The sequence below is a fragment of the Mesorhizobium sp. M0894 genome, from assembly GCF_040319725.1.
Classification (GTDB): domain Bacteria; phylum Pseudomonadota; class Alphaproteobacteria; order Rhizobiales; family Rhizobiaceae; genus Mesorhizobium.
The window spans coordinates 540,553-560,169 of sequence record NZ_JAMYOG010000002.1; the positions used below are offsets into that span (position 1 = coordinate 540,553).

Annotated in this window: 25 protein-coding genes; 20 read left to right on the plus strand and 5 right to left on the minus strand. The window is 60.7% G+C overall.

Features of this window, described 5'->3' with window-relative positions; genetic code table 11:
* Nucleotides 1-47: 47 nt before the first annotated feature.
* From NKH91_RS05940 to NKH91_RS05975, 8 genes are all read left to right on the plus strand, one after another.
* Nucleotides 48-497 (plus strand): DUF2231 domain-containing protein, encoded by a 450-nt coding sequence (locus NKH91_RS05940; protein ID WP_023720160.1) that lies wholly within the window; start codon nucleotides 48-50, stop codon nucleotides 495-497.
* Nucleotides 497-1,843: a PQQ-dependent sugar dehydrogenase gene (locus NKH91_RS05945; protein WP_352495411.1), complete on the plus strand. Its 1,347-nt coding sequence runs from the start codon at nucleotides 497-499 to the stop codon at nucleotides 1,841-1,843. The genes NKH91_RS05940 and NKH91_RS05945 overlap by 1 nt, the downstream gene beginning before the upstream one ends.
* 308 nt (nucleotides 1,844-2,151) lie before the next feature.
* Nucleotides 2,152-2,967: a cytochrome c oxidase subunit II gene (gene coxB, locus NKH91_RS05950; protein WP_023720162.1), complete on the plus strand. Its 816-nt coding sequence runs from the start codon at nucleotides 2,152-2,154 to the stop codon at nucleotides 2,965-2,967.
* A gap of 91 nt (nucleotides 2,968-3,058) precedes the next feature.
* Nucleotides 3,059-4,828, plus strand: a complete 1,770-nt coding sequence (gene ctaD / locus NKH91_RS05955; RefSeq protein ID WP_023720163.1) for a cytochrome c oxidase subunit I — start codon at nucleotides 3,059-3,061, stop codon at nucleotides 4,826-4,828.
* Complete coding sequence (locus NKH91_RS05960) at nucleotides 4,825-5,529, plus strand: cytochrome c oxidase subunit 3 (protein WP_352482148.1); 705 nt, start codon at nucleotides 4,825-4,827, stop codon at nucleotides 5,527-5,529. The genes ctaD and NKH91_RS05960 overlap by 4 nt, the downstream gene beginning before the upstream one ends.
* A 13-nt stretch (nucleotides 5,530-5,542) precedes the next feature.
* On the plus strand, nucleotides 5,543-6,265 hold the full coding sequence (locus NKH91_RS05965; protein ID WP_352482147.1) for a heme-copper oxidase subunit III family protein: 723 nt from the start codon (nucleotides 5,543-5,545) through the stop codon (nucleotides 6,263-6,265).
* Nucleotides 6,266-6,275: 10 nt separating this feature from the next.
* Nucleotides 6,276-6,680: a cytochrome C oxidase subunit IV family protein gene (locus NKH91_RS05970; protein WP_023720165.1), complete on the plus strand. Its 405-nt coding sequence runs from the start codon at nucleotides 6,276-6,278 to the stop codon at nucleotides 6,678-6,680.
* Between the two features lie 144 nt (nucleotides 6,681-6,824).
* Nucleotides 6,825-7,298 (plus strand): aminoacyl-tRNA deacylase, encoded by a 474-nt coding sequence (locus NKH91_RS05975; RefSeq protein WP_023720166.1) that lies wholly within the window; start codon nucleotides 6,825-6,827, stop codon nucleotides 7,296-7,298.
* A gap of 57 nt (nucleotides 7,299-7,355) precedes the next feature.
* On the opposite strand, the gene NKH91_RS05980 is transcribed toward NKH91_RS05975, so the two are convergent.
* From NKH91_RS05980 to tig, 5 genes are all read right to left on the minus strand, one after another.
* Entirely contained in the window at nucleotides 7,356-8,168 is an 813-nt protein-coding gene (locus tag NKH91_RS05980; RefSeq protein WP_352844230.1) for a DUF2189 domain-containing protein, read from the minus strand.
* Nucleotides 8,169-8,485: 317 nt separating this feature from the next.
* A complete protein-coding gene (locus NKH91_RS05985) occupies nucleotides 8,486-9,418 on the minus strand; it encodes a heme o synthase (RefSeq protein WP_352844232.1) in 933 nt (310 codons plus the stop codon).
* Nucleotides 9,419-9,565: 147 nt separating this feature from the next.
* Nucleotides 9,566-9,919 carry a c-type cytochrome gene (locus NKH91_RS05990; RefSeq protein WP_352844830.1) on the minus strand — a complete coding sequence of 118 codons (354 nt, stop codon included), beginning with the start codon at nucleotides 9,917-9,919 and terminating at the stop codon, nucleotides 9,566-9,568.
* 212 nt (nucleotides 9,920-10,131) lie between these two features.
* Complete coding sequence (locus tag NKH91_RS05995; protein ID WP_352844234.1) at nucleotides 10,132-10,659, minus strand: hypothetical protein; 528 nt, start codon at nucleotides 10,657-10,659, stop codon at nucleotides 10,132-10,134.
* Between the two features lie 160 nt (nucleotides 10,660-10,819).
* Nucleotides 10,820-12,295, minus strand: coding sequence for a trigger factor (gene tig, locus NKH91_RS06000; RefSeq protein ID WP_023720171.1), 1,476 nt, complete (start codon nucleotides 12,293-12,295; stop codon nucleotides 10,820-10,822).
* 556 nt (nucleotides 12,296-12,851) lie between these two features.
* Here tig and NKH91_RS06005 point away from each other — a divergent pair.
* From NKH91_RS06005 to NKH91_RS06060, 12 genes are all read left to right on the plus strand, one after another.
* Nucleotides 12,852-13,346 (plus strand): hypothetical protein, encoded by a 495-nt coding sequence (locus NKH91_RS06005; RefSeq protein WP_352883734.1) that lies wholly within the window; start codon nucleotides 12,852-12,854, stop codon nucleotides 13,344-13,346.
* On the plus strand, nucleotides 13,333-13,782 hold the full coding sequence (locus NKH91_RS06010) for a hypothetical protein (RefSeq protein WP_352883737.1): 450 nt from the start codon (nucleotides 13,333-13,335) through the stop codon (nucleotides 13,780-13,782). The genes NKH91_RS06005 and NKH91_RS06010 overlap by 14 nt, the downstream gene beginning before the upstream one ends.
* Nucleotides 13,783-13,935: 153 nt before the next feature.
* The gene (locus NKH91_RS06015; RefSeq protein ID WP_352883740.1) at nucleotides 13,936-16,428 is read left to right on the plus strand and encodes a DNA-directed RNA polymerase; all 2,493 of its coding nucleotides are present in this window, start codon (nucleotides 13,936-13,938) and stop codon (nucleotides 16,426-16,428) included.
* A gap of 81 nt (nucleotides 16,429-16,509) precedes the next feature.
* The gene (locus NKH91_RS06020; RefSeq protein ID WP_352834959.1) at nucleotides 16,510-16,713 is read left to right on the plus strand and encodes a hypothetical protein; all 204 of its coding nucleotides are present in this window, start codon (nucleotides 16,510-16,512) and stop codon (nucleotides 16,711-16,713) included.
* Nucleotides 16,714-16,889: 176 nt separating this feature from the next.
* Nucleotides 16,890-17,156 carry a hypothetical protein gene (locus tag NKH91_RS06025; protein WP_352950959.1) on the plus strand — a complete coding sequence of 89 codons (267 nt, stop codon included), beginning with the start codon at nucleotides 16,890-16,892 and terminating at the stop codon, nucleotides 17,154-17,156.
* A complete protein-coding gene (locus NKH91_RS06030; protein WP_352883743.1) occupies nucleotides 17,153-17,521 on the plus strand; it encodes a hypothetical protein in 369 nt (122 codons plus the stop codon). Before NKH91_RS06025 ends, NKH91_RS06030 begins: the two co-directional genes overlap by 4 nt.
* Nucleotides 17,518-17,643 carry a hypothetical protein gene (locus NKH91_RS06035; RefSeq protein ID WP_352883746.1) on the plus strand — a complete coding sequence of 42 codons (126 nt, stop codon included), beginning with the start codon at nucleotides 17,518-17,520 and terminating at the stop codon, nucleotides 17,641-17,643. Before NKH91_RS06030 ends, NKH91_RS06035 begins: the two co-directional genes overlap by 4 nt.
* Before the next feature lie 28 nt (nucleotides 17,644-17,671).
* Complete coding sequence (locus NKH91_RS06040) at nucleotides 17,672-18,409, plus strand: hypothetical protein (protein WP_352883749.1); 738 nt, start codon at nucleotides 17,672-17,674, stop codon at nucleotides 18,407-18,409.
* A gap of 3 nt (nucleotides 18,410-18,412) precedes the next feature.
* Nucleotides 18,413-18,898: a hypothetical protein gene (locus NKH91_RS06045; RefSeq protein ID WP_352883751.1), complete on the plus strand. Its 486-nt coding sequence runs from the start codon at nucleotides 18,413-18,415 to the stop codon at nucleotides 18,896-18,898.
* Nucleotides 18,895-19,134 carry a hypothetical protein gene (locus NKH91_RS06050; RefSeq protein ID WP_352844951.1) on the plus strand — a complete coding sequence of 80 codons (240 nt, stop codon included), beginning with the start codon at nucleotides 18,895-18,897 and terminating at the stop codon, nucleotides 19,132-19,134. Before NKH91_RS06045 ends, NKH91_RS06050 begins: the two co-directional genes overlap by 4 nt.
* Nucleotides 19,135-19,136: 2 nt before the next feature.
* Nucleotides 19,137-19,316, plus strand: a complete 180-nt coding sequence (locus NKH91_RS06055) for a hypothetical protein (RefSeq protein ID WP_352883755.1) — start codon at nucleotides 19,137-19,139, stop codon at nucleotides 19,314-19,316.
* Complete coding sequence (locus NKH91_RS06060) at nucleotides 19,316-19,576, plus strand: hypothetical protein (RefSeq protein ID WP_352883758.1); 261 nt, start codon at nucleotides 19,316-19,318, stop codon at nucleotides 19,574-19,576. The genes NKH91_RS06055 and NKH91_RS06060 overlap by 1 nt, the downstream gene beginning before the upstream one ends.
* The last annotated feature ends 41 nt before the right edge of the window (nucleotides 19,577-19,617 follow it).

The following is a 19,617-nucleotide window of genomic DNA, read 5'->3' on the forward strand; positions in this document are numbered from 1 at the left end:
GCCGGATGCCAGTTTGTTTGGACGAGATCTGAGAAGGATTGCGCATTATGGTCGGTGACAATCCGCGTTCGACGGCCAGGATTGCGGGACATCCCATTCATCCGATGCTCGTGCCGTTTCCGATCGCCTGCTTCGTCGGCACCTTGCTGACGGATCTGGCCTATTGGCGAACAGCGGAAATGATGTGGGCGGACTTCTCTGCTTGGCTGGTTACCGTCGGCGTGATCATGGGCTGCCTTGCAGCGATCGTGGGGTTGATCGATTTTCTGGCTAATCCGCTGATAAGGGCACAGCCCCCTGCCTGGCCGCACGTGCTCGGTAATCTGCTGGCGCTGGTGTTGTCCGTGATCAACATGCTCGTGCACACCCGCGATGCATGGACCTCCATCGTTCCCACCGGCTTGATCCTCTCGGCGGTTGTCGTGCTCATCCTCATCTTCACTGGTTGGCTGGGCTGGTCCATGGTGTACCGGCATCACGTCGGAGTGGCGGATTGATGCGCGTAGCAAGCTCCATCAGACAGGCCGGGCGCATCGCGGCGTCCATCCTTACTTGCACTGCGGCGATCACTCTTGCAGCGTGCAGCGGCAACGACCCGGATCCCAGCAGTCAGATAGGGCCGAATCCAAACCTGCCGGAGCCGATCCAATATTTCTTCCCGCCCATGCATCTCGCTTCCGTGGTAGGATGGAAGAACGACGAAAAGCCGACAGTCGCGCAGGGGCTGCAGATCCAGGCTTTTGCCAACGGCTTGCAGCATCCGCGCTCACTTTATGTGCTGCCCAATGGCGACGTCCTGGTGGTCGAGTCCAAGGCGCCGGGCGGCGAACCGATCAAACGGCCCAAGGATTTGGTGATGGGCTGGATCGAATCGTGGGTCACTTCGGGCGGCGACAGCGGCCCAAGCAACCGCATCACCTTGCTGCGCGACGCCGATGGCGATGGCAAGCCCGAGCTGACCAGCGTCTTCCTCGACCACCTGAGCTCGCCCTTCGGCGTGGCGCTGGTGGGAAGCGATCTCTACGTTGCCAACACTGATTCCATTGTTCGCTATCCCTACACCACCGGCGACACCAAGATCACCGCGCCCGGAACGCCGCTCACCGCCCTGCCCGGCGGCCCGATCGACCACCATTGGACGAAGAGCCTGGTGGCAAGCCCGGACGGCTCGCTGCTCTATGTCGGCATCGGCTCGAACAGCAACGTGGCCGAGAACGGCATCGAGGCGGAGAAGGACCGCGCCGCGATCTGGCAGGTGGACAGGGCTACCGGCAGGTCGCGCATTTTCGCCAGCGGTTTGCGCAATCCGAATGGCCTGAGCTGGGAGCCGCAGACCGGGGCGCTCTGGGCCGTGATCAATGAGCGCGACGAGCTCGGCCCCAATCTCGTGCCGGATTATCTGACGTCGGTAAAGGACGGCGGCTTCTACGGGTGGCCATACAGCTATTACGGCCAGCATCTCGATCCCCGAGTCATGCCCCAGCGTCCGGACCTGGTCGCGAAAGCGATCGTTCCGGATTATGCGCTGAGCTCCCACGTCGCCCCTCTGGGATTGGCCTTCTACACGGCAACCAGCCTCCCCCAGGCGTATCGCGCCGGCGCCTTCGTTGGCGAGCACGGGAGCTGGAACCGCACGCGCTTCAATGGCTACAAGGTGGTGTTCGTACCATTCAGCCGCGGCCATCCGAGTGGCGCCGCACAGGACGTGGTGACTGACTTCTTGGACAAGGACAACAAGGCGCGCGGCCGGCCTGTCGGCCTGGCCGTCGACAAAACCGGGGCCCTGCTCATCGCCGACGACGTCGGCAACACAGTTTGGCGGGTGACATCTGCCGGCCAATAAAGGGGCTCCACTCCCTTCGTCGAGCTGTCGGTCGAGCAGGGGATCGAACCCTGCGCGCGACGATCCCCGACGATCGCCGTTCCGGGCACATTCGGCATGCTCGCCATTGCCGTTTACTCGACGCTGACGATGTTTGCCGCGCGCTACCGCTGATCACCGCCGAACCGAAGGACCGCCAGCACCGAGAAATGGTATTTTTGCCCTTCCCACCGCCGGCTCTAGAATTTTCATCGCAAATCAAGTTATGATGCACTTGGTATTTCCCGAGACGGCTTTGCGCCGCTTGGAATACCGGGAGGAAACGGGACATGGCCGTTGCGCTTGTACTCGTTCTGATCGTCGTGGGCTCGGTGTTGTTCCACTTCCTGAGCCCGTGGTGGTGGACGCCGATTGCCTCGAACTGGGACTATATCGACAACACCATCATCATAACTTTCTGGATCACCGGCGTCGTCTTCGCCGCCGTGGTTCTTTTCATGGCCTATTGCGTCTTCCGCTTCCGTCATCGGGAAGGCAATCAGGCGGCATATGAACCTGAGAACAGGCGGCTCGAATCCTGGCTGACGGTCGTCACTGCCGTCGGTGTCACGGCTTTGCTGGTTCCCGGCCTGTTCGTCTGGAGCCGCTTCGTCAACGTTCCGAGCGATGCAACCGAGGTCGAAGTCGTCGGCCAGCAATGGCAATGGAGTTTCCGTCTGCCCGGCAAGGACGGCAAGCTCGGCACATCCGACACTCGCGACGTCAACGCTGAAAATCCGCTCGGTGTCATCGCCGCTGATGCCAACGGCCAGGACGACGTCGTGGTCGAAGCGGCCGACCTGCATCTGCCGGTTGGCAAACCGGTCAAGATGCTGCTCCGCTCGATCGATGTGCTGCACGATTTCTACGTGCCGGAATTCCGCGCCAAGATGGACATGATCCCGGGCTCAGTCACCTATTTCTGGTTCACTCCGACCAAGACCGGAACCTTCCAGGTCCTGTGTGCCGAACTCTGCGGCCAAGGGCATCCGATGATGCATGGCGTGGTCATGGTCGATACGCAGGAAGATTATCTGGCGTGGCTTGGCCAGCAGCAGACTTTTGCGCAGCTGTCCGCGCCCCAACAGATGGGCTCGGCAGAGTAGACGCCGGAACGACGGCGCGCCGTCGGCATTGAAAAGATTGCGGCAGGCCCGAACTGTCGGGCATGGCCGAAAAGGGCACGGAGGTGTTCCTATGGTCGATATCACACCTGCAGATGCGGTACCGCCGGCCGAAGTCGCGGAAATGGAACTTTACCATCCGCACAGCTGGTGGACGAAATACGTTTTCTCGCAGGATGCCAAGGTCATCGCCATCCAGTATTCGGCGACCGCGACGGCGATCGGCATGGTGGCGCTGGTGTTGTCCTGGCTGATGCGGCTGCAGCTCGGCTTCCCCGGCACGTTCGACTTCATCACCCCGGAAGCCTACTACCAGTTCATCACCATGCACGGCATGATCATGGTGATCTACCTGCTCACCGCACTCTTCCTGGGCGGCTTCGGCAACTATCTGATCCCGCTGATGGTTGGCGCTCGCGACATGGTCTTTCCCTATGTCAACATGCTGAGCTACTGGATCTATCTCCTGGCCGTGCTGGTCCTCGTGTCGAGCTTCTTTGCCCCCGGCGGACCGACAGGTGCCGGCTGGACGCTCTATCCGCCGCAGGCGATCATGACCGGTACGCCAGGCGGCCAGGACTGGGGCATCATCCTGATGCTCGTCTCGCTGATCCTGTTCATCATCGGCTTCACCATGGGCGGCTTGAACTATGTCGTGACGGTGCTACAGGGCCGCACGCGCGGCATGACACTGATGCGCCTTCCGCTCACCGTCTGGGGTATTTTCACCGCCACCGTCATGGCGCTGCTCGCCTTCCCGGCACTGTTCGTCGCCTGCGTGATGATGCTGCTCGACCGGGCGCTCGGCACCAGCTTCTTCATGCCGGCGATCGTCGAGATGGGCGAACAATTGCAGCATGGCGGCGGCAGCCCGATCCTGTTCCAGCATCTGTTCTGGTTCTTCGGCCACCCTGAGGTCTACATCGTGGCGCTTCCGGCCTTCGGCATCGTCTCCGACCTGATCAGCACCCATGCGCGCAAGAACATCTTCGGCTACCGCATGATGGTCTGGGCCATCGTCGGCATTGGCGCACTGAGCTTCGTGGTCTGGGCGCACCACATGTATGTCAGCGGCATGCATCCCTATTTCGGCTTTTTCTTCGCCACCACGACATTGATCATCGCGGTTCCGACAGCCATCAAGGTCTACAACTGGGTGCTGACGCTGTGGCGTGGCGACATCCACCTCACCATACCGATGCTTTTTGCCCTGGCCTTCATCGTCACCTTCGTCAATGGCGGGTTGACTGGGCTATTCCTCGGCAATGTCGTCGTCGACGTTCCGCTGTCGGACACGATGTTCGTCGTCGCCCATTTCCATATGGTCATGGGGGTCGCCCCGATCATCGTAATCTTCGGCGCGATCTATCACTGGTATCCGAAGGTCACCGGTCGGATGCTGAACGAGACGCTGGGCCGGTTCCATTTCTGGGTCACCTTCCTTGGCGCCTATCTGATCTTCTTTCCCATGCACTATCTCGGCTTGATGGGCGTGCCGCGGCGCTACAACGAATTGACCGATATGACGGTGATGACGGAATCGGCCCACCACCTCAACTCGTTTATCAGCATCATGGCTTTTATCGTCGGTTTTGCCCAGATCGTGTTTCTGTTCAATCTCATCTGGAGCATCCGCCATGGCCGTGAGGCTGGTGGCAATCCGTGGCGGGCAACGACGCTCGAGTGGCAGACGGCCGAAACACCGCCGGGCCATGGCAATTTCGGCAAGGATCTGCCGATCGTCTATCGCTGGGCCTATGACTACAGCGTACCGGGCGCCAAGGAGGACTTCATACCGCAAAACGTTCCGGGCTCCTTCGGACCTTCCAGGGAGCCGGCATGAGCGTCATTCTGGTTTTCCTGCTCGTGATCGCCGGCATTGCTGGGTGGTGGCTCTCGCATCAGCGGCTAATGACGAGGCCGTGGCTCGAGCAAGGTTTGGTCGGGGATTTTGTCGCCCTGGACCGATCGGCGCTTCCGACCGCAAAGATCGGTCTCGGCGTCTTCCTTGCCGTCGTCGGCTGTCTGTTCGCGCTGTTCACCAGTGCTTACTTCATGCGCATGGCGCTGTCGGATTGGCAGCCGCTGCCCATCCCGCCTCTGCTCTGGCTTAATACCGGCGTACTGGTCTTGAGCAGCATTGCCATGCAGTGCGCTTCGCTCGCGGCGCGCAAGGGTCAAGTGGACATGGTCAGGCTCGGCCTCGCCACCGCTGGACTCACGGCGCTCGCCTTCCTGGTTGGACAGCTTATGGCATGGCGGGAACTGAGCGCGGATGGCTATTTTCTGGCGTCCAATCCGGCCAACAGCTTCTTCTACCTGCTAACGGGAATGCATGGGCTGCATATACTGGGAGGGCTGGTCGGCCTGGGCAGAACGACCGTCGGTGCCTGGAACGGTGCGCGGCCGCAGCGGCTTCGGCTGAGCGTCGAGCTGTGCGCCATGTACTGGCATTTCCTGCTTTTCGTCTGGCTCGCCATCTTCGCTCTTCTGGCCGGCTGGGCTTCGACTTTAATCGACATTTGCCGAGGGTTGCTGACCTAGGAGGAACGGGCGGATGGCTGAGACGACACTGACCCACATCGGCCGAACGGGGCCGCGGCCCGCAGGCTGGCAAGGCATCGCCGCCGACTGGTCCTCGGATCAGCGGGCGTTCAAAAACGTGTCTTGGGGCAAGGCCATGATGTGGATCTTCCTGCTCAGCGACACGTTCATCTTCGGCTGCTTCCTGCTCTCCTACATGACCGACCGTATCTCCACACGCGTGCCGTGGCCCAATCCGAGCGAGGTCTTTGCCCTGCGCATCGGCGGCTCCGACATTCCATTGATCCTTATCGCCATCATGACCTTCGTCCTGATCTCGAGCAGCGGAACGATGGCCATGGCGGTGAATTTCGGCTACCGCCGCGACCGCCGCAAGACGGCAGTCCTGATGCTTTTGACCGCGGCACTCGGCGCGACCTTCGTCGGCATGCAAGCCTTCGAATGGACCAAGCTGATCACCGAGGGCGTGCGGCCTTGGGGCAATCCGTGGGGCGCTGCACAGTTCGGCGCATCCTTTTTCATGATCACCGGCTTCCACGGCACACATGTGTCGATCGGGGTGATTTTCCTGATCATCGTGGCGCGAAAGGTCTGGCGCGGGGACTACGACGTCGGACGGCCCGGCTTCTTCACCAGCCGGAGGGGCCGCTACGAAAACGTCGAAATCATGGGGCTCTACTGGCATTTCGTCGACCTGGTTTGGGTGTTCATTTTCGCATTTTTCTATCTTTGGTGAGAGGCAGGACATGGCTGAAGCAACCGCAAATGGCCTTGGACAACACACGCTCGACAGCGCCCGTACGCATGATGCGACGGCGACCAGCGTTACCCCTACGGAGGTTCATCAGGAGCACCCGATCAAGCTCTACCTGGTGGTCTGGGCGTGGCTGTTCATCCTCAGCACCTGCTCCTATCTGGTCGACTATTTCGGGCTCCACGGCTATCTCAGATGGTCGCTGATCCTGATCTTCATGATCCTCAAGGCAGGGCTGATCGTCGCCATCTTCATGCACATGGCCTGGGAACGGCTGGCGCTGACATATGCAATCATCCTGCCGCCGGTGCTGGTGCTGGTATTCGTGACGCTGATGGTCTTCGAAGCGGACTACACCCTTCTCACCCGAATGGCGTTTTTCGGGGCCGGGCCCTGACATGCAATCCGGATCCAGGCCGTCCTGTTCTGGAGCCTTCGCCTTGAAACAATCTACGGCTGGACCATTTCTGTTGGTATCGGAAACGACAGGCGATGCCGGCGTTTCCACATGCGTCGCGAACACCAGCAAGGGGCGCCCAAGATGACCATCGCAAACAGACTGAAGGACTTCATCGATAAGAAAGGCATTTCCTACGACACCGTCGAGCATCACCGCACGGCGACAAGCAGACAATCCGCCATTGCGGCACATGTGCCTGGCAGCATAATGGCCAAATCGGTGGTCGTTCACCACGACCGTGGCTACGCGCTGGCCGTGGTTCCAAGCACGCACAGGATAGAACTCGCGACATTGCAGGATGTTATGGACAAGCCTCTTGGACTTGCCTCCGAAGACGAGGTGGTCTCGTTGTTCGGCGATTGCGATGTCGGCGCTGTGCCGCCGATCGGCGCTGCCTATGATGTGCCGGTGGTCCTCGATGAAAGCCTCGGCGACGCTCCCGAAATCTATTTCGAGGGCGGTGACCATAGGACGCTGGTGCATGTGAGCGGCAAGGATTTCCGCGACCTGACAAAAGACGCGCGCCAGGCCCGTTTCAGCCACCCCGCCTATTGAAAGCTCTGCCCCACCCTCCCCGCACCGGCGCTCGGTGCGGAGGACAGGTTTTTCAGCTCACGGTCTGGTAGCCGGCGGCGATTCGACAACTTTCCGATAGACATGCCAGGTGGCATGACCAAGGATCGGCAGCACGACCGCCAACCCGGCGAACACTGGCAGCGAGCCGATGATCAAGGCGACGGCGACAATAAGGCCCCACACTGCCATCACGATCGGGTTGGCCAGGACAACGCGCACCGAGGTGTGGATGGCTTCGTAGGCGCCGACATCGCGGTCGAGCAACAACGGGAATGCGACGACCGTGGTGCACAACACAACCGCGGCGAACACAAAGCCGATGGCGTGACCCAGGATGATGAGTGTCCAGCCGCGTCCCGTGGCGAATATATCACTGATGAAGCTGGACAGCGATTGCGGCGGCGCCGGGCCGAACACGGTCTGGTAAAATATCTGGGCCGTCAAAAGCCAGGCGATGAATATCGCAAGCAGCATGATGCCGACCGCCGCAATAGCCGGCAGCGCCGGAGAACTTCTGACCTCAAAGGCGTGCCTCCACGAGGCATCGAGCCCGGCTTCCCGTCGCCGGCTGATCTCATAGAGGCCGATCGCCGCGAACGGACCAATTAGCGCAAAGCCGGACACAAGCGGAAACAACAATGGCAGCGTGTTGTTGCCTGATGTCCAGACGGCAAGCACGACCCCCGCAAGCGGGTAGATCAGGCAGAGAAAAACGATGTGCGACGGCTTGACCATGAAATCATCGACGCCACGCCTGAGCGCATCAAAAAGATCGGAGACACCGATTTTTCGAATTCTGGTGTGTTCCAGCGTCTCGCTGGCGCCTGCTATCACGTGAAAACTTGCCATGACCATTCCTCCAGACCGGGTCCGGTAAGGTCGCGTTTTACGGTGCTGCCGTTCTGCGTGATTGGCCACGCAAACCGCGACCTGCACCATGATCAATATACTCTCATGCGGGGGACTTGTCGCGCTTTGTACGAAGGCCCCCGGGGGTAAGAGGTCCCGGGTAGCCCGACTAGCTCTGGACACCTTTCTTCGATATGCTCTTCTAGACGAAGGTGAAGGTCATGGATGGAAGGACAGTTCTCATACTCGGCCTTGGCATCGTTATTCTGCTGTTGCTGGGATTTTGTGCTCTGCCAACGTGATGTTTTTAGCCGGGCTCAATAGCCGGCTGACGCGACCACTCGCATTACAATGGTGTCGGCAAGCAGCGCCGCGAAGATCGCGAAAAGATAGACAATCGAATACGCAAACAACGCCTTTGCCGGCTTCATCTCCTTGTCGGCGACGAGGACCTTCCAGGCGTGCCAAATGAACCCTGCGCCCAACGCTGCTGAAGCAGTGCCGTAGTATCCGCTGGCGAAGCCGAAGGCCCAAGGAAGCACGCCGATTGGCGCCAAGACCAGCGAATAGGCGAAGATTTGTTTTCTGGTCGAGTGCTGGCCGGCCACATTCGGCATCATCGGGATGCCCGCCGCGGCATAGTCGCCGACCTTGAAAAGGGCCAGCGCCCAGAAATGAGGCGGCGTCCAGAGGAAAATGATCAGAAACAGAATGACACTTTCGATGCCGATTGCGCCGGTTGCAGCCGCCCACCCGATCACCGGAGGAAGGGCGCCTGCCGCGCCGCCTATGACGATATTCTGTGGCGTCGAGCGTTTCAGCCACATCGTGTAGATAACGACATAGAAAAAGATGGTGAACGCCAACAGCGATGCGGCAAGCCATCCCACCAGCACGCCGAGCGTCATGACCGACAGTGCGGAAAGCACCAAGCCGAAGCCGAGAGCTTCGCCAGGCGTGACGCGGCCTGACGGAATTGGTCGCTTGGACGTGCGAGACATCAAGGCGTCTATGTCTGCGTCGTACCACATATTGAGCGCGCCGGCCGCCCCTGCTCCAACCGCAATTGCGCCGATGGCGATTACGGCGATAACTGGATTCATCACGCCGGGCGCCATCATCAGGCCGACGAAGGCGGTAAAAACGGCGAGTGCCATGACCCGTGGTTTCAAAAGCGCAAAGAAATCACCCGCCGTCGCCTCCGAGAGGCGGATGCCGGTATCCTTGAGACGGCTTTCTTCAGTCGACATTCAGACGACCACCGATGGGAACGGCAGCCTAGCCGGCCAATGTCTTTTTTGCAACGAGCCGCCCTCCCCGCCGACACTGCCGGTGGATTGCGGTCGAGGCCATGCCTCGACCTGTTTGCGATACCAAGATCCGGCGGAAGTTCCGCGCTATTTGGAGAATTGCTTCAGATAGGCAATGACATTGGCGATGTCCTCGTCTTTCTTGAGGCCGGGAAACGCCATCTTCGTTCCTTTGACCATCGCCTTGGGATCGCGAAGGTAGCTCGTCAGTGTGGCCTCATCCCATTTGACGCCCGACTTGCCGGCCTCGGTCATCGCCTTGGAATAGCTGAACCCCGGATGCGTCCCGGCCGTTCGGCCGATGACGCCGTTCAACGACGGACCGACCTTGTTCTGATCCTTGTCCGCGACGTGGCAGACCTTGCATTTAGCAAAGACTTTCTCACCCGCCGCGGCATCCTGTGCCCGCGAGGGGCCGGCAATGACGGTCGCGACGGACATGACGACAAAAAACACAATGGCACGCACGGCATTTCCTCCCTGATCGCCAATTTGCCCTGGCTGACCTGCACAGGCCGACATCTAGTCCGCTGGCATGCGCTCTTGAATGGCAGAACGGATATCCACTGCCTGGAGTTGCGGCACCTACATACCACAGAACCCGGCCGGCAGGTAGAGTTCGACCATGCAAAGGTTTAATGCGGACAATCCGCTCAAGGCAATCTGGTGTTGCAAGTGGTGGCGATTCGGCCGACCGCCTCTTCAACTCCGGCGAGGTCAAACTCGGCTTTGCCGCGCCCCGACAGCAGCCCGAACCGCCAGGACAGCAGCAGCCGGTCCGCGGAAATCAGTCGCCTGATGCCGTCGGCACCGTCGCGGACCAGCATCCTGCTGCGCGGGCCGACCGACCAGCTTTCGTTGAGCTTGCCGGATTGGCCGACAGTCACCGACATGGCGATGGTTCGGCTGGCGGAAACGGTGTCGCTCAGCTGCAGCCATTCGCTCCAACGCGGTTCGCCGGCAGTCCGGCAGGCGATCGTCAATACCGGGCTGTAACTCAATGCGCCGCCGCCGGTGATGAGCTTGTTGGTCGCGTAAAGCGAGGCGGTGACAAGGCCATCGCTGGTCTTGTCGAACCGCCAGTTGTCGAGAACCGTATCAGCCTGGGCGATGCCGCAGACCGACGCAAGCAGGAACGCCGCCGCCGCGACCACGCTTCCGATACCGAAGAACTGTCTCAACGATGCCTCCAACAACCGCTGCGATCCGCAACCCAGCGCAGATAATCATCAAAGCTTCGTATCGCCACCTCGACCGCCAGATGCGTGAAATCCGTTGCGTCTGCGCCACAACGAAAAAGGCCGCCTCGAGAAGGCGGCCTTTTGGAATTCAGCAGGGACGTTATTCAGCGTCCTTGGCGGCCTTCTTCTTCGGCGCAGCCTTCTTCTTGGGCTCTTCAGCGTCGTCGTCGGCCTTCTTGGTGTCGGCTTTTTTCGCAGCCGCCTTCTTCGCCGGCTTGGCCTTGGTCGTCTCCGTATCCTCGTCGTCGGCCAGCAGCTCTTCCTTGCTGACCTTGACGTCGGTGACCGAGATCTGGCCGAGCAGATGGTCGACCACCTTCTCTTCGAACATCGGCGCGCGCAACGTGTTCAGCGCTTCGGGATTGTTGCGATAGAATTCGAAGGCTTCCTGCTGCTGGTTGGCCGGATAGCGACGCACCTGCTCGAACAGGCCGCGCTGCAATTCCTCGTCCGTCACCGTGACGCCCGCCTTCTCGCCGATTTCAGCGAGAACCAGGCCGAGACGCACGCGGCGTTCGGCAAGGCGCATATATTCGGCACGGGCTTCTTCTTCCGTCGTCTCTTCGTCGGCAAAGGTGCGCCCGGCGGCTTCGAGATCGCGGTTGACCTGGTTCCAGATGTTGTTGAACTCGGCCTCGACGAGCTTGGACGGCGCCTCGAACGAGTAGGCAGCGTCGAGCTGGTCGAGCAACTGGCGCTTGACCTTCTGGCGCGTCATCGAACCGAACTGATTTTCGATCTGACCGCGCACCACCTCGCGCAGGCGCTCCAGCGACTCCAGGCCGAGGTTTTTGGCCATCTCGTCGTTGATCTCAAGTTCGCCGGGCTTCGACACGTCCTTGACGGTCACGTCGAAAGTGGCTTCCTTGCCGGCCAGATGCGCCGCCTGGTAGTTTTCCGGGAAGGTAACCGTGACCTGCTTCTCGTCGCCGGCCTTGCTGCCGACCAGCTGGTCCTCGAAGCCAGGGATGAATTCCTTCGAGCCGAGCACCAGCGGCTGATCGGTGCCGGCGCCGCCGCCGAAGGCTTCGCCGTCGATCTTGCCGACATAATCGAGGGTCACGCGGTCGCCCTCGGCGGCCTTGCCGGTCTTCGGCTCATAAGTGCGCGCCGACTCGGCGACACGCTTGACCTGTTCATCGATCTCCTCATCAGGCACTTCGAATACCTGACGCGTCACCTTGATGTCGGAGAAATCCTTGATCTCGATCGGCGGAATGACCTCATAGTTCAGGCGGAACTCGAAATCTGCGCCGCCGGCCAGGATCTTCTCGGCTTCCTTCTCGTCCTCGGTCATGATCACTTCGGGCTGCATGGCAGCCTTTTCGCCGCGCCCGGTGATGATCGAACGGGTCGAGTCGTTGAGGATCTCGTTGACCACTTCGGCCATGAACGATTTGCCATAGACTTTGCGCAGATGCTGCACCGGCACCTTGCCGGGGCGGAAGCCGTTGATGCGGACCTTGTTCCTGGCGTCGGAAAGCCGCGCCATCAGCTTGGCTTCCATGTCACCGGCCGGCACGGTGATCTTGATCTCGCGCTTGAGACCGGAGTTGAGCGTTTCGGTGACCTGCATCATAAAACCTTTGTTTCCACCAATGAGGCCGTCAAACGGCCCCTGCCGTTCACAGCCTGCCGGTATGATCTTGCCGGGAATGGCTTTTGGTGCGGGACTTGGCGATTTGTCCGCCCAACGCGGCACAAATCCTCCAGAAATACGCTCCAAAATGTGAATAAGTCTTTGTTTTTCCTACTTCTTATCACATTCTGCAGAAGCGGATCGTCGCGTCCCGTCACATTCGACACGCCTTTTGTCACAGGCGACGCTGATTTTCAACCATCTTTGCATTCCGGCCAATGATGCCGATGTGGGCTCTGACATTGACAGAATGATGGCTACATGGGATTGGCCGGGCAATGCGGATGTGGCGGAATTGGTAGACGCCCTGGATTTAGGTTCCTTCCGGCCCAATCTCCCCTAGCGGAGCTACTCCCCAAAAAGCAGTTAAACCCTTGTGAAACATAAGGGTTTTTCCTCCGCGCAAATAGATACGGTATCGATACTAGATACGGTGACAAACTCGCCGTGTGACAAATTTCTGCGACAAACGTGACAAACAGGAGAACCTAACGTGAACTTCGACGGCATGAACCTCGATCAACTCGGGGCTCAGGCGTACGCCCACTACAAGGCCGGCGAGAAGGCGAACCAGAAGGCCAACGACCACGCCAAATCGAGCGGCCTGTATCTGGCCGAGGCGAAGCGCAGGATCGACACGGAGCATCCCTACGGGGAGCGCACGAAGGTTTGGCACGGGTTCCTGAAGTCGCATTGCCCTGTCGCCCCAACCCGCGCCCACCAGCTCATCAGTGTTGCCACTGGCAAGACCACCGAGGAGGAGGTCAAGCAAAAGACGGCTGCGTCTGTGCGGGAGACCCGCGTAAGGGCCAAGGACGAGAGTTTTTCACTACGTAGTGAAAAAGTTCAGGCACGCCTCCACTTCCAGTCACCACCCGATCTCGACGAACGGGACACCCTCATAGCCCGCATCACGGCCAAGCTGCCCGCGCTCTCCATCGAACAACTCCAGACCATCGAAAGGCTGATCCCCAATGTTCAAGACTGACGATATCCCGCACTCCAATTACACCCGCAGGCGCAGCCGCTCCTTGGCTCCCGCGATCAGAGGGCTCAACCCGAGCGAGTTCGTGCGGGTCATGTCCATCTACAACAGGGGCAAGGTCCGCTGCACCGTGATCAAGGGGGAGACGTGCCCCGCGATCATCGACCTCCTGCCGGACGAGTTGGTGAAGGACAAAGGATCGTGGGTGGAAATGAGGGTCTCCGTCCGCGAGTTCGCTATGCGGAATTGCAAGGCATGTGTGAGGAAGATCGGCAACAAGCGCCTCTTGGTCATTCCGGGGAGCTGCGTTCAGACTTTCGCGACCTACGTCTACCACAGGGCTCAGGGTCTGGACTTCAGGGCCTGCTTCGCTGCCCTTCCCAACCTCCTCGACGAGCCCACGGCCCCGGTCTGGGATAGCAACGGGCTGTACCAGTGATGGCCCAGGACCGCTCCGGTATCCACTACCTCGCCGCTGCCTCTGGCCTCTCCTACGGGGAGGTCAAGCAGCTCCTCTTCGAGATCATGATGAACACCACAAAGGCCAAGAGCGCCGCCCGGGAACTCGCCCGGGAGATCGTAGGAGAATTTGTTGAACGCGCCATTCGACCACAACCTCCAGCGGCAGATCGAGCTGGAGATCGAAATGTCCGGCTTGGGCCGGGATCGGTACCTCTCCCGCGTTCGTAAGAACATCGACAAGGGACGCGGCTACGAGACTGACACCGGGCGCTGCATCCTCCAGAGTGCTGTCGGGCCAGTCGCTGACGGCATCGCCCAGTTCATAGAGGATACCTACAACGGTCGCCCCGGCCCCCGCGCCGTGGCAGCCAAGCTGATCAAGGACATGGACCACCATGTCGTGTCGTTTCTCGCCTGTCGGGCCGTCCTGGCGGGCATGATGCGCCGCCGCTCCGGTTCCCTCCTAACGCTTGCCATCTCTGTGGCCCGGGCTGTCGAGACGGAAGCGCGCTTCGAGGTCTTCCTCAGGACTGATCCCGACCGCTTCAGGTGGAAGCTCAAGGAGTTGTCCGACAGCGGCGCGACGGAGCAGCACAAGGCCACCGTGCTGACCTACGCCATGGGCAAGCTCGGCATCCCTTGGGATCGCTGGACGCACACCGACAAGCTGCACCTCGGAATCAAGCTGGTGGAGCTGTTCTGCCAGCAGACCGGCCTGACCGCCATCGAGCAGGCGTACATCGGAGGGGACAAAGAGGCACCCCGCGACCAGTACATTGTCCACCTGACCGAGCGCGCCATGGCGTGGGTCGACCAATCCATCCTTGGCGGCGAGCTTCTGTTCCCCGCGTTCATGCCCACGCTGGTCCCCCCGAAGGACTGGACGGGCCTGTCGGGTGGCGCGTACTTCACAGAGCTTGGTCGGCCCGTGCCCCTCGTCCGTCGTTCCCGCCCGGGGCAGCTAGAACTGCTCAAGCGAGCCGACCTGTCGCTGGTCCTAAAGGGACTGAACGCCATCCAGCGGACACCTTGGGAGATCAACGGGGCGATCCTCGACGTGATGGTCGTCCTCGCTCGATCCGGGGAGAGCATCGCCGGGCTGGTTCCAGCGGAAGACAAGCCTATGCCCGCGCGGCCCGCTGGTGTCCCTGAGGACGCCGACATCAAGTCCCTCCCCGCTCACCTTCAGAGGGAGTTTCAGGAGTGGAAGTGGGCAGCCCGGGACGTCTACTCGGAGAACCTCCAGCTCCGACAGGACCGCCTCAAACAGCAGCAGCTACTCGGTCTGGCCGAGAAGTTCCGCAATGAGGCTGCCATCTACTTCCCCCACAACCTCGACTTCCGGGGTCGTGCGTATCCCCTGCCAGACGTCCTTCACCCGCAGGGCAGCGACCCCGTAAAGGCGCTTCTCAGGTTCGCCGAGGGGAAGCCTCTCGGGGAGGATGGGGAACGCTGGCTGGCCATCCACGGGGCGAACACCTACGGCATCGATAAGGTGTCGTTCGATGAGCGCGTCAAGTGGGTCGAGGAGAACCGCTTCCTGATCTGGGCGCAGGCCGTCGATCCTTTTGCGAACCTGTGGTGGACAGAGGCTGACAAGCCTTGGTGCTTCCTCGCCTTCTGCTTCGAGTGGCTTGCACTGGACCAGCAGGGTGGCGCCTTCATCTCGCACCTTCCCATCGCCCTCGACGGCTCCTGCAACGGGCTGCAGCACTTCTCGGCCATGCTCCTCGACAGTGTCGGCGGCGCGGCGGTGAACCTGATCCCGGCGAAGAAGCCTCAGGACATCTATCAGGTGGTCGCTGACCGCGTGATAGCACAACTGCGTCTTATTGCATCCGGTAACGGAGCTGATCCCGAAAGGGAACGGTGGGCGCATGAGTGGCTGGCCATGGGGATCGACCGCAAGGTGACCAAGAGGCCGGTCATGGTGCTGCCCTACGGGGGAACGCCACGGTCGTGCCTCAAGTATGTCGACGAGGCCGTGAAGGCGAAGCTCGCTGGCGGCTATCGGCACAACCTGGGTGACGAACTGAAGAAGGCCATCGGCTTTCTCGCCAGCCTTGTTTGGGACAGCATCGGGGACGTGGTGGTCGCCGCAAGGGACGCCATGGGGTGGCTCCAGAAGACGGCCCGAGCGGTCAGCAAGGAGAACCGCCCGGTGTACTGGACGACGCCCAGCGGCTTCGTCGGGTATCAAGCCTACCTCAACATGACGACCCGCAAGCTGAAGACCAAGATCGCCGGTCAGATGGTGCAACTGCGGGTCAACGACGACACCGACGACATCGACGTGTCCAAGCAGGCAACCTCGATCAGCCCCAACTACGTCCACTCAATGGACGCCTCGGCCATGATCCTGACGGTGGCAGCCTTGGCAGTCGCTGGCTTCAAGTCGTTCGCCATGATCCACGACAGCTATGGCACCCACGCCTGCGACACTACCGTCCTCGCCTCGACCCTCCGCAAGGTGTTCGTCGAGATGTACAAGCAAGACCCCCTCGCGGCCCTCCGCGCGGCGATCATAGACAACAACCCCTCGGTCGACGGGATCGAGCCACTTCCATCGAAAGGAGACCTGAACCTGAATGCTGTCATGGCGTCTGATTTCTTCTTTGCCTGAACACCTCCGCAAAGGGAATTGATCCCTGATCGGAGATTATGGTGACCAATAGCCCTACGAAACATTCTCGAAGGATTTCACATGAACAACAACATCACGATCCGCATGGGTGCTGCCTATCAGGACATCACCGTGGGCACCGTTCACATCGACCTCGCGGCTGCCGACAAGACTGCCCGCTACGAGGTTCGCAGGTCCCTGATCGAGGGCCTGAAAGAGAACGGCTACTTCGGCAAGAAGGAACAGCGCAAGGCTCAGTTCCGCAACCGGAGGGCTGCAGCATGACGCCGGCTGAGGTCTCCGCAATCATCTTCCTCCACTTCGCCGCTACCCTCGCCGGCTACTGGGTCGGCTGGAAGATTGGCGAGTGGCTGTTCGACTGATGACCATCGAAGCTGCAACGGCGCTGGTCGCCCTCTCCCTCATCACCCTCTTCTTCCTGGCTAACCGCGGAGGCCCCGATGCCACGGCTTAATCGTGACGTTTTGAACATGGCCGGTCCCCGCGACGTCGCAATGGCGTCCATGACCGTTCTCGACCGACTGCAGGACTTCCGCCCTGAAATCCAGATCATGGGCGCAGCAGCGGTCTTCCTCACCCTCGCAGACCACCTCGGCATTCCTGCTCAGGAAGCCTTCACGGTCACCAAGAACCTCATCAACGGGGACGACGGCAAGCGCGCCGAGTTCCGTGGCATCGACGCATACATGAAAGGCGAACTGGCATGATCAGCGGCATCAAGATTGGTTCCAACGTCCGTTGCATTCGCGCAGCAGCCAGCGGCGGCTCGCTCGTACAGGGTGGGCTCTACACAGTCACCGACATCTCCCCCAACAACCGCCATCTGCGTGTCAAGGGTGTGTCTGGCTCGTACATGATCAGCCGATTCGAGCTGGTTGAGGCCAAGACCGGCAAGACCAAGAAGGCCCCCTTCGGTCAGGTCAAGGCTGTCACCGTCAACAAGTCGGACATCCACGACGTCCTGACCCAATACGTCCGGTTCGCGCTAGGCATCGACGCCTCGGTCGCGAAGATCGTCGAGAAGTTCCCCGAAGCCATCGAGCTGGTTCTCAGCAGCGAGGCTACCGCGTGAAGTACCTCACCATCGCAAAGCTCCTCTGGAAGCGCGGTCAGCCGCTGCCAGTCGACCTCTACATGAAGCTGACCGACCTGGGCCACAACGTCGAAGCCCTTGAACGCCGTTATTCCGTCTGAACTCCTCCCTTAAAGGACTTACTACTGCATGGCAAAAGATACCAAGAAGAAGCTTCCTCAGTTCACCACCCCGCGTGGCACATTCGTCTACCCGAAGCTGTCCGAGCCCGACTACGGCACGAAGGACTACCCGAAGCCGGATGGCGAATACTCCCTGAAACTCCGAATGTCGCAGTCCGACGCGGACCTGTTCATCCGCCGCGAGGACAAGGAAGGCAACTCGATCAAGTCGCTCTACGACGCGGCTCTGCAGGAGGCCGAGCGCCTGTTCGCCGAGCTGAAGGTCGAGACCCGCAAGAAGCTCAAAGAGGTCAAGCCGAACGAGCTGTTCACGGTCCTTTACGACAAGGAGACCGAGGAGCCGACCGGCGAGGTCGAGTTCAAGTTCAAGATGAAGGCATCGGGCGAGTTCAAGAAGGGTCCGAAGGCGGGCTCCCGCTGGAACCGCAAGCCTGACCTGTTCGACGCCAAGGGCCGCAAGATCGGCAAGGGCGTCAACATCTGGGGTGGCTCCGAGGGCAAGGTCTCCTTCGCCGTTCGTGACTACTTCGTCCCGGGCACGGCGGCTGCCGGGCTGACGCTGATGCTGGGCGCTGTCCAAGTCATCGAGCTGGTGTCGGAAGGCTCCCGCGCCGCTGACAGCTACGGCTTCGGTGAGGAGGAAGGCTTCGGCTACGATCCTGACGATTACCGTGAGGATGATGCCGGCGAGGACAAGTCCAACGAGGGCTCGTCCGATAGCCAGGCCGGCGAAGACGACTTCTAAGCCTTGGCACGACGCACGTTCCCTAAGCGGACCTCGACGCGGCAGACTGCTGTCGCCAAGGGGTTCCGCTCTGGGCTCGAAGACAAGGTGGCGGGGGAGTTGGACAATGCCGGCGTCCCCTACACCTACGAGACCTTCAAGATCACCTACGAGATACCCGCTCGGCTGGCGAAGTACACACCCGACTTCCGCCTGCTCAGCAACGGCATCATCGTAGAGACCAAGGGCCAGTTCGTCACTGCTGATCGGCAGAAGCACAAGCTGATCAAAGAGCAGCACCCTGACCTCGACATCAGGCTGGTGTTCAGCCGCTCAGGCACCCGCATCTCCAAGCAATCCCAGACCACGTACGCCATGTGGTGTGAGACCCACGGCTTCCTCTACGCGGACAAGTCGATCCCTCGGGATTGGCTCGACGAAGCACCGACTGCCGGTCGCATGGAAGCCCTCAAAGCCATCCTCAACTCCCAAACGAAAGTGAAGAAATGAAGACCCTGATCGCATCCATCGTTGCCCGCATCGTGCGCGCCCCGTCCACCGAGAAGGCCATCGCCGGCTTCACCAAGGCGCTCGACGTCCTCGAAGCTGTCGTCGCCCACGAGACCAAGATCGTCGAGAAGCACGACGCCGAGATCGCCGCCAAGATCGAGCAGCAGAACGCCGCCAAGGAGCGCCTCGACCGCGCTGCCAAGATCAGCAAGCGCTTCACCAAGCTGGTGGCCTAATCATGAAGGGTGTCGTTCTCTTCCAGCTCGCCCTGATCGTCGCCTTCATCTACGGCTGGATCGTCAACCTGATCGACGTGATAAACGCGGCCACCGCTGGTTCGCCTTTCACGACCATGCTGATCCTCCGCATCATCGGCATCCCCTTCGGCCTGCTCGGCGCAATCCTCGGCTGGTTCTGATGCAGGAAGCCATCCGTCTCGCTCACTGCTTCGGCGCGATCCTCACGGGCATCGTCATCCTCGTCCTGGCTGTGGCCATCAGCGCCACCCACGGGTCGACCTTCGGGGTCGGCGTGGGCTTCCAAGCGTTGGTCGCCGGCTACGCTGTCGGGGTCAACGTGACGAACAACCAGCATCCGCGCACCACGATCACCTTGGCCCTGTTCTGCTGGGCCTCGACGCTGGTCGCCATCCTCGCTGCGCTCAACAGCATGATCTGACGGAGGGGGCTTCGGCCCCTTCCTGTCCCTCAATCGAACAA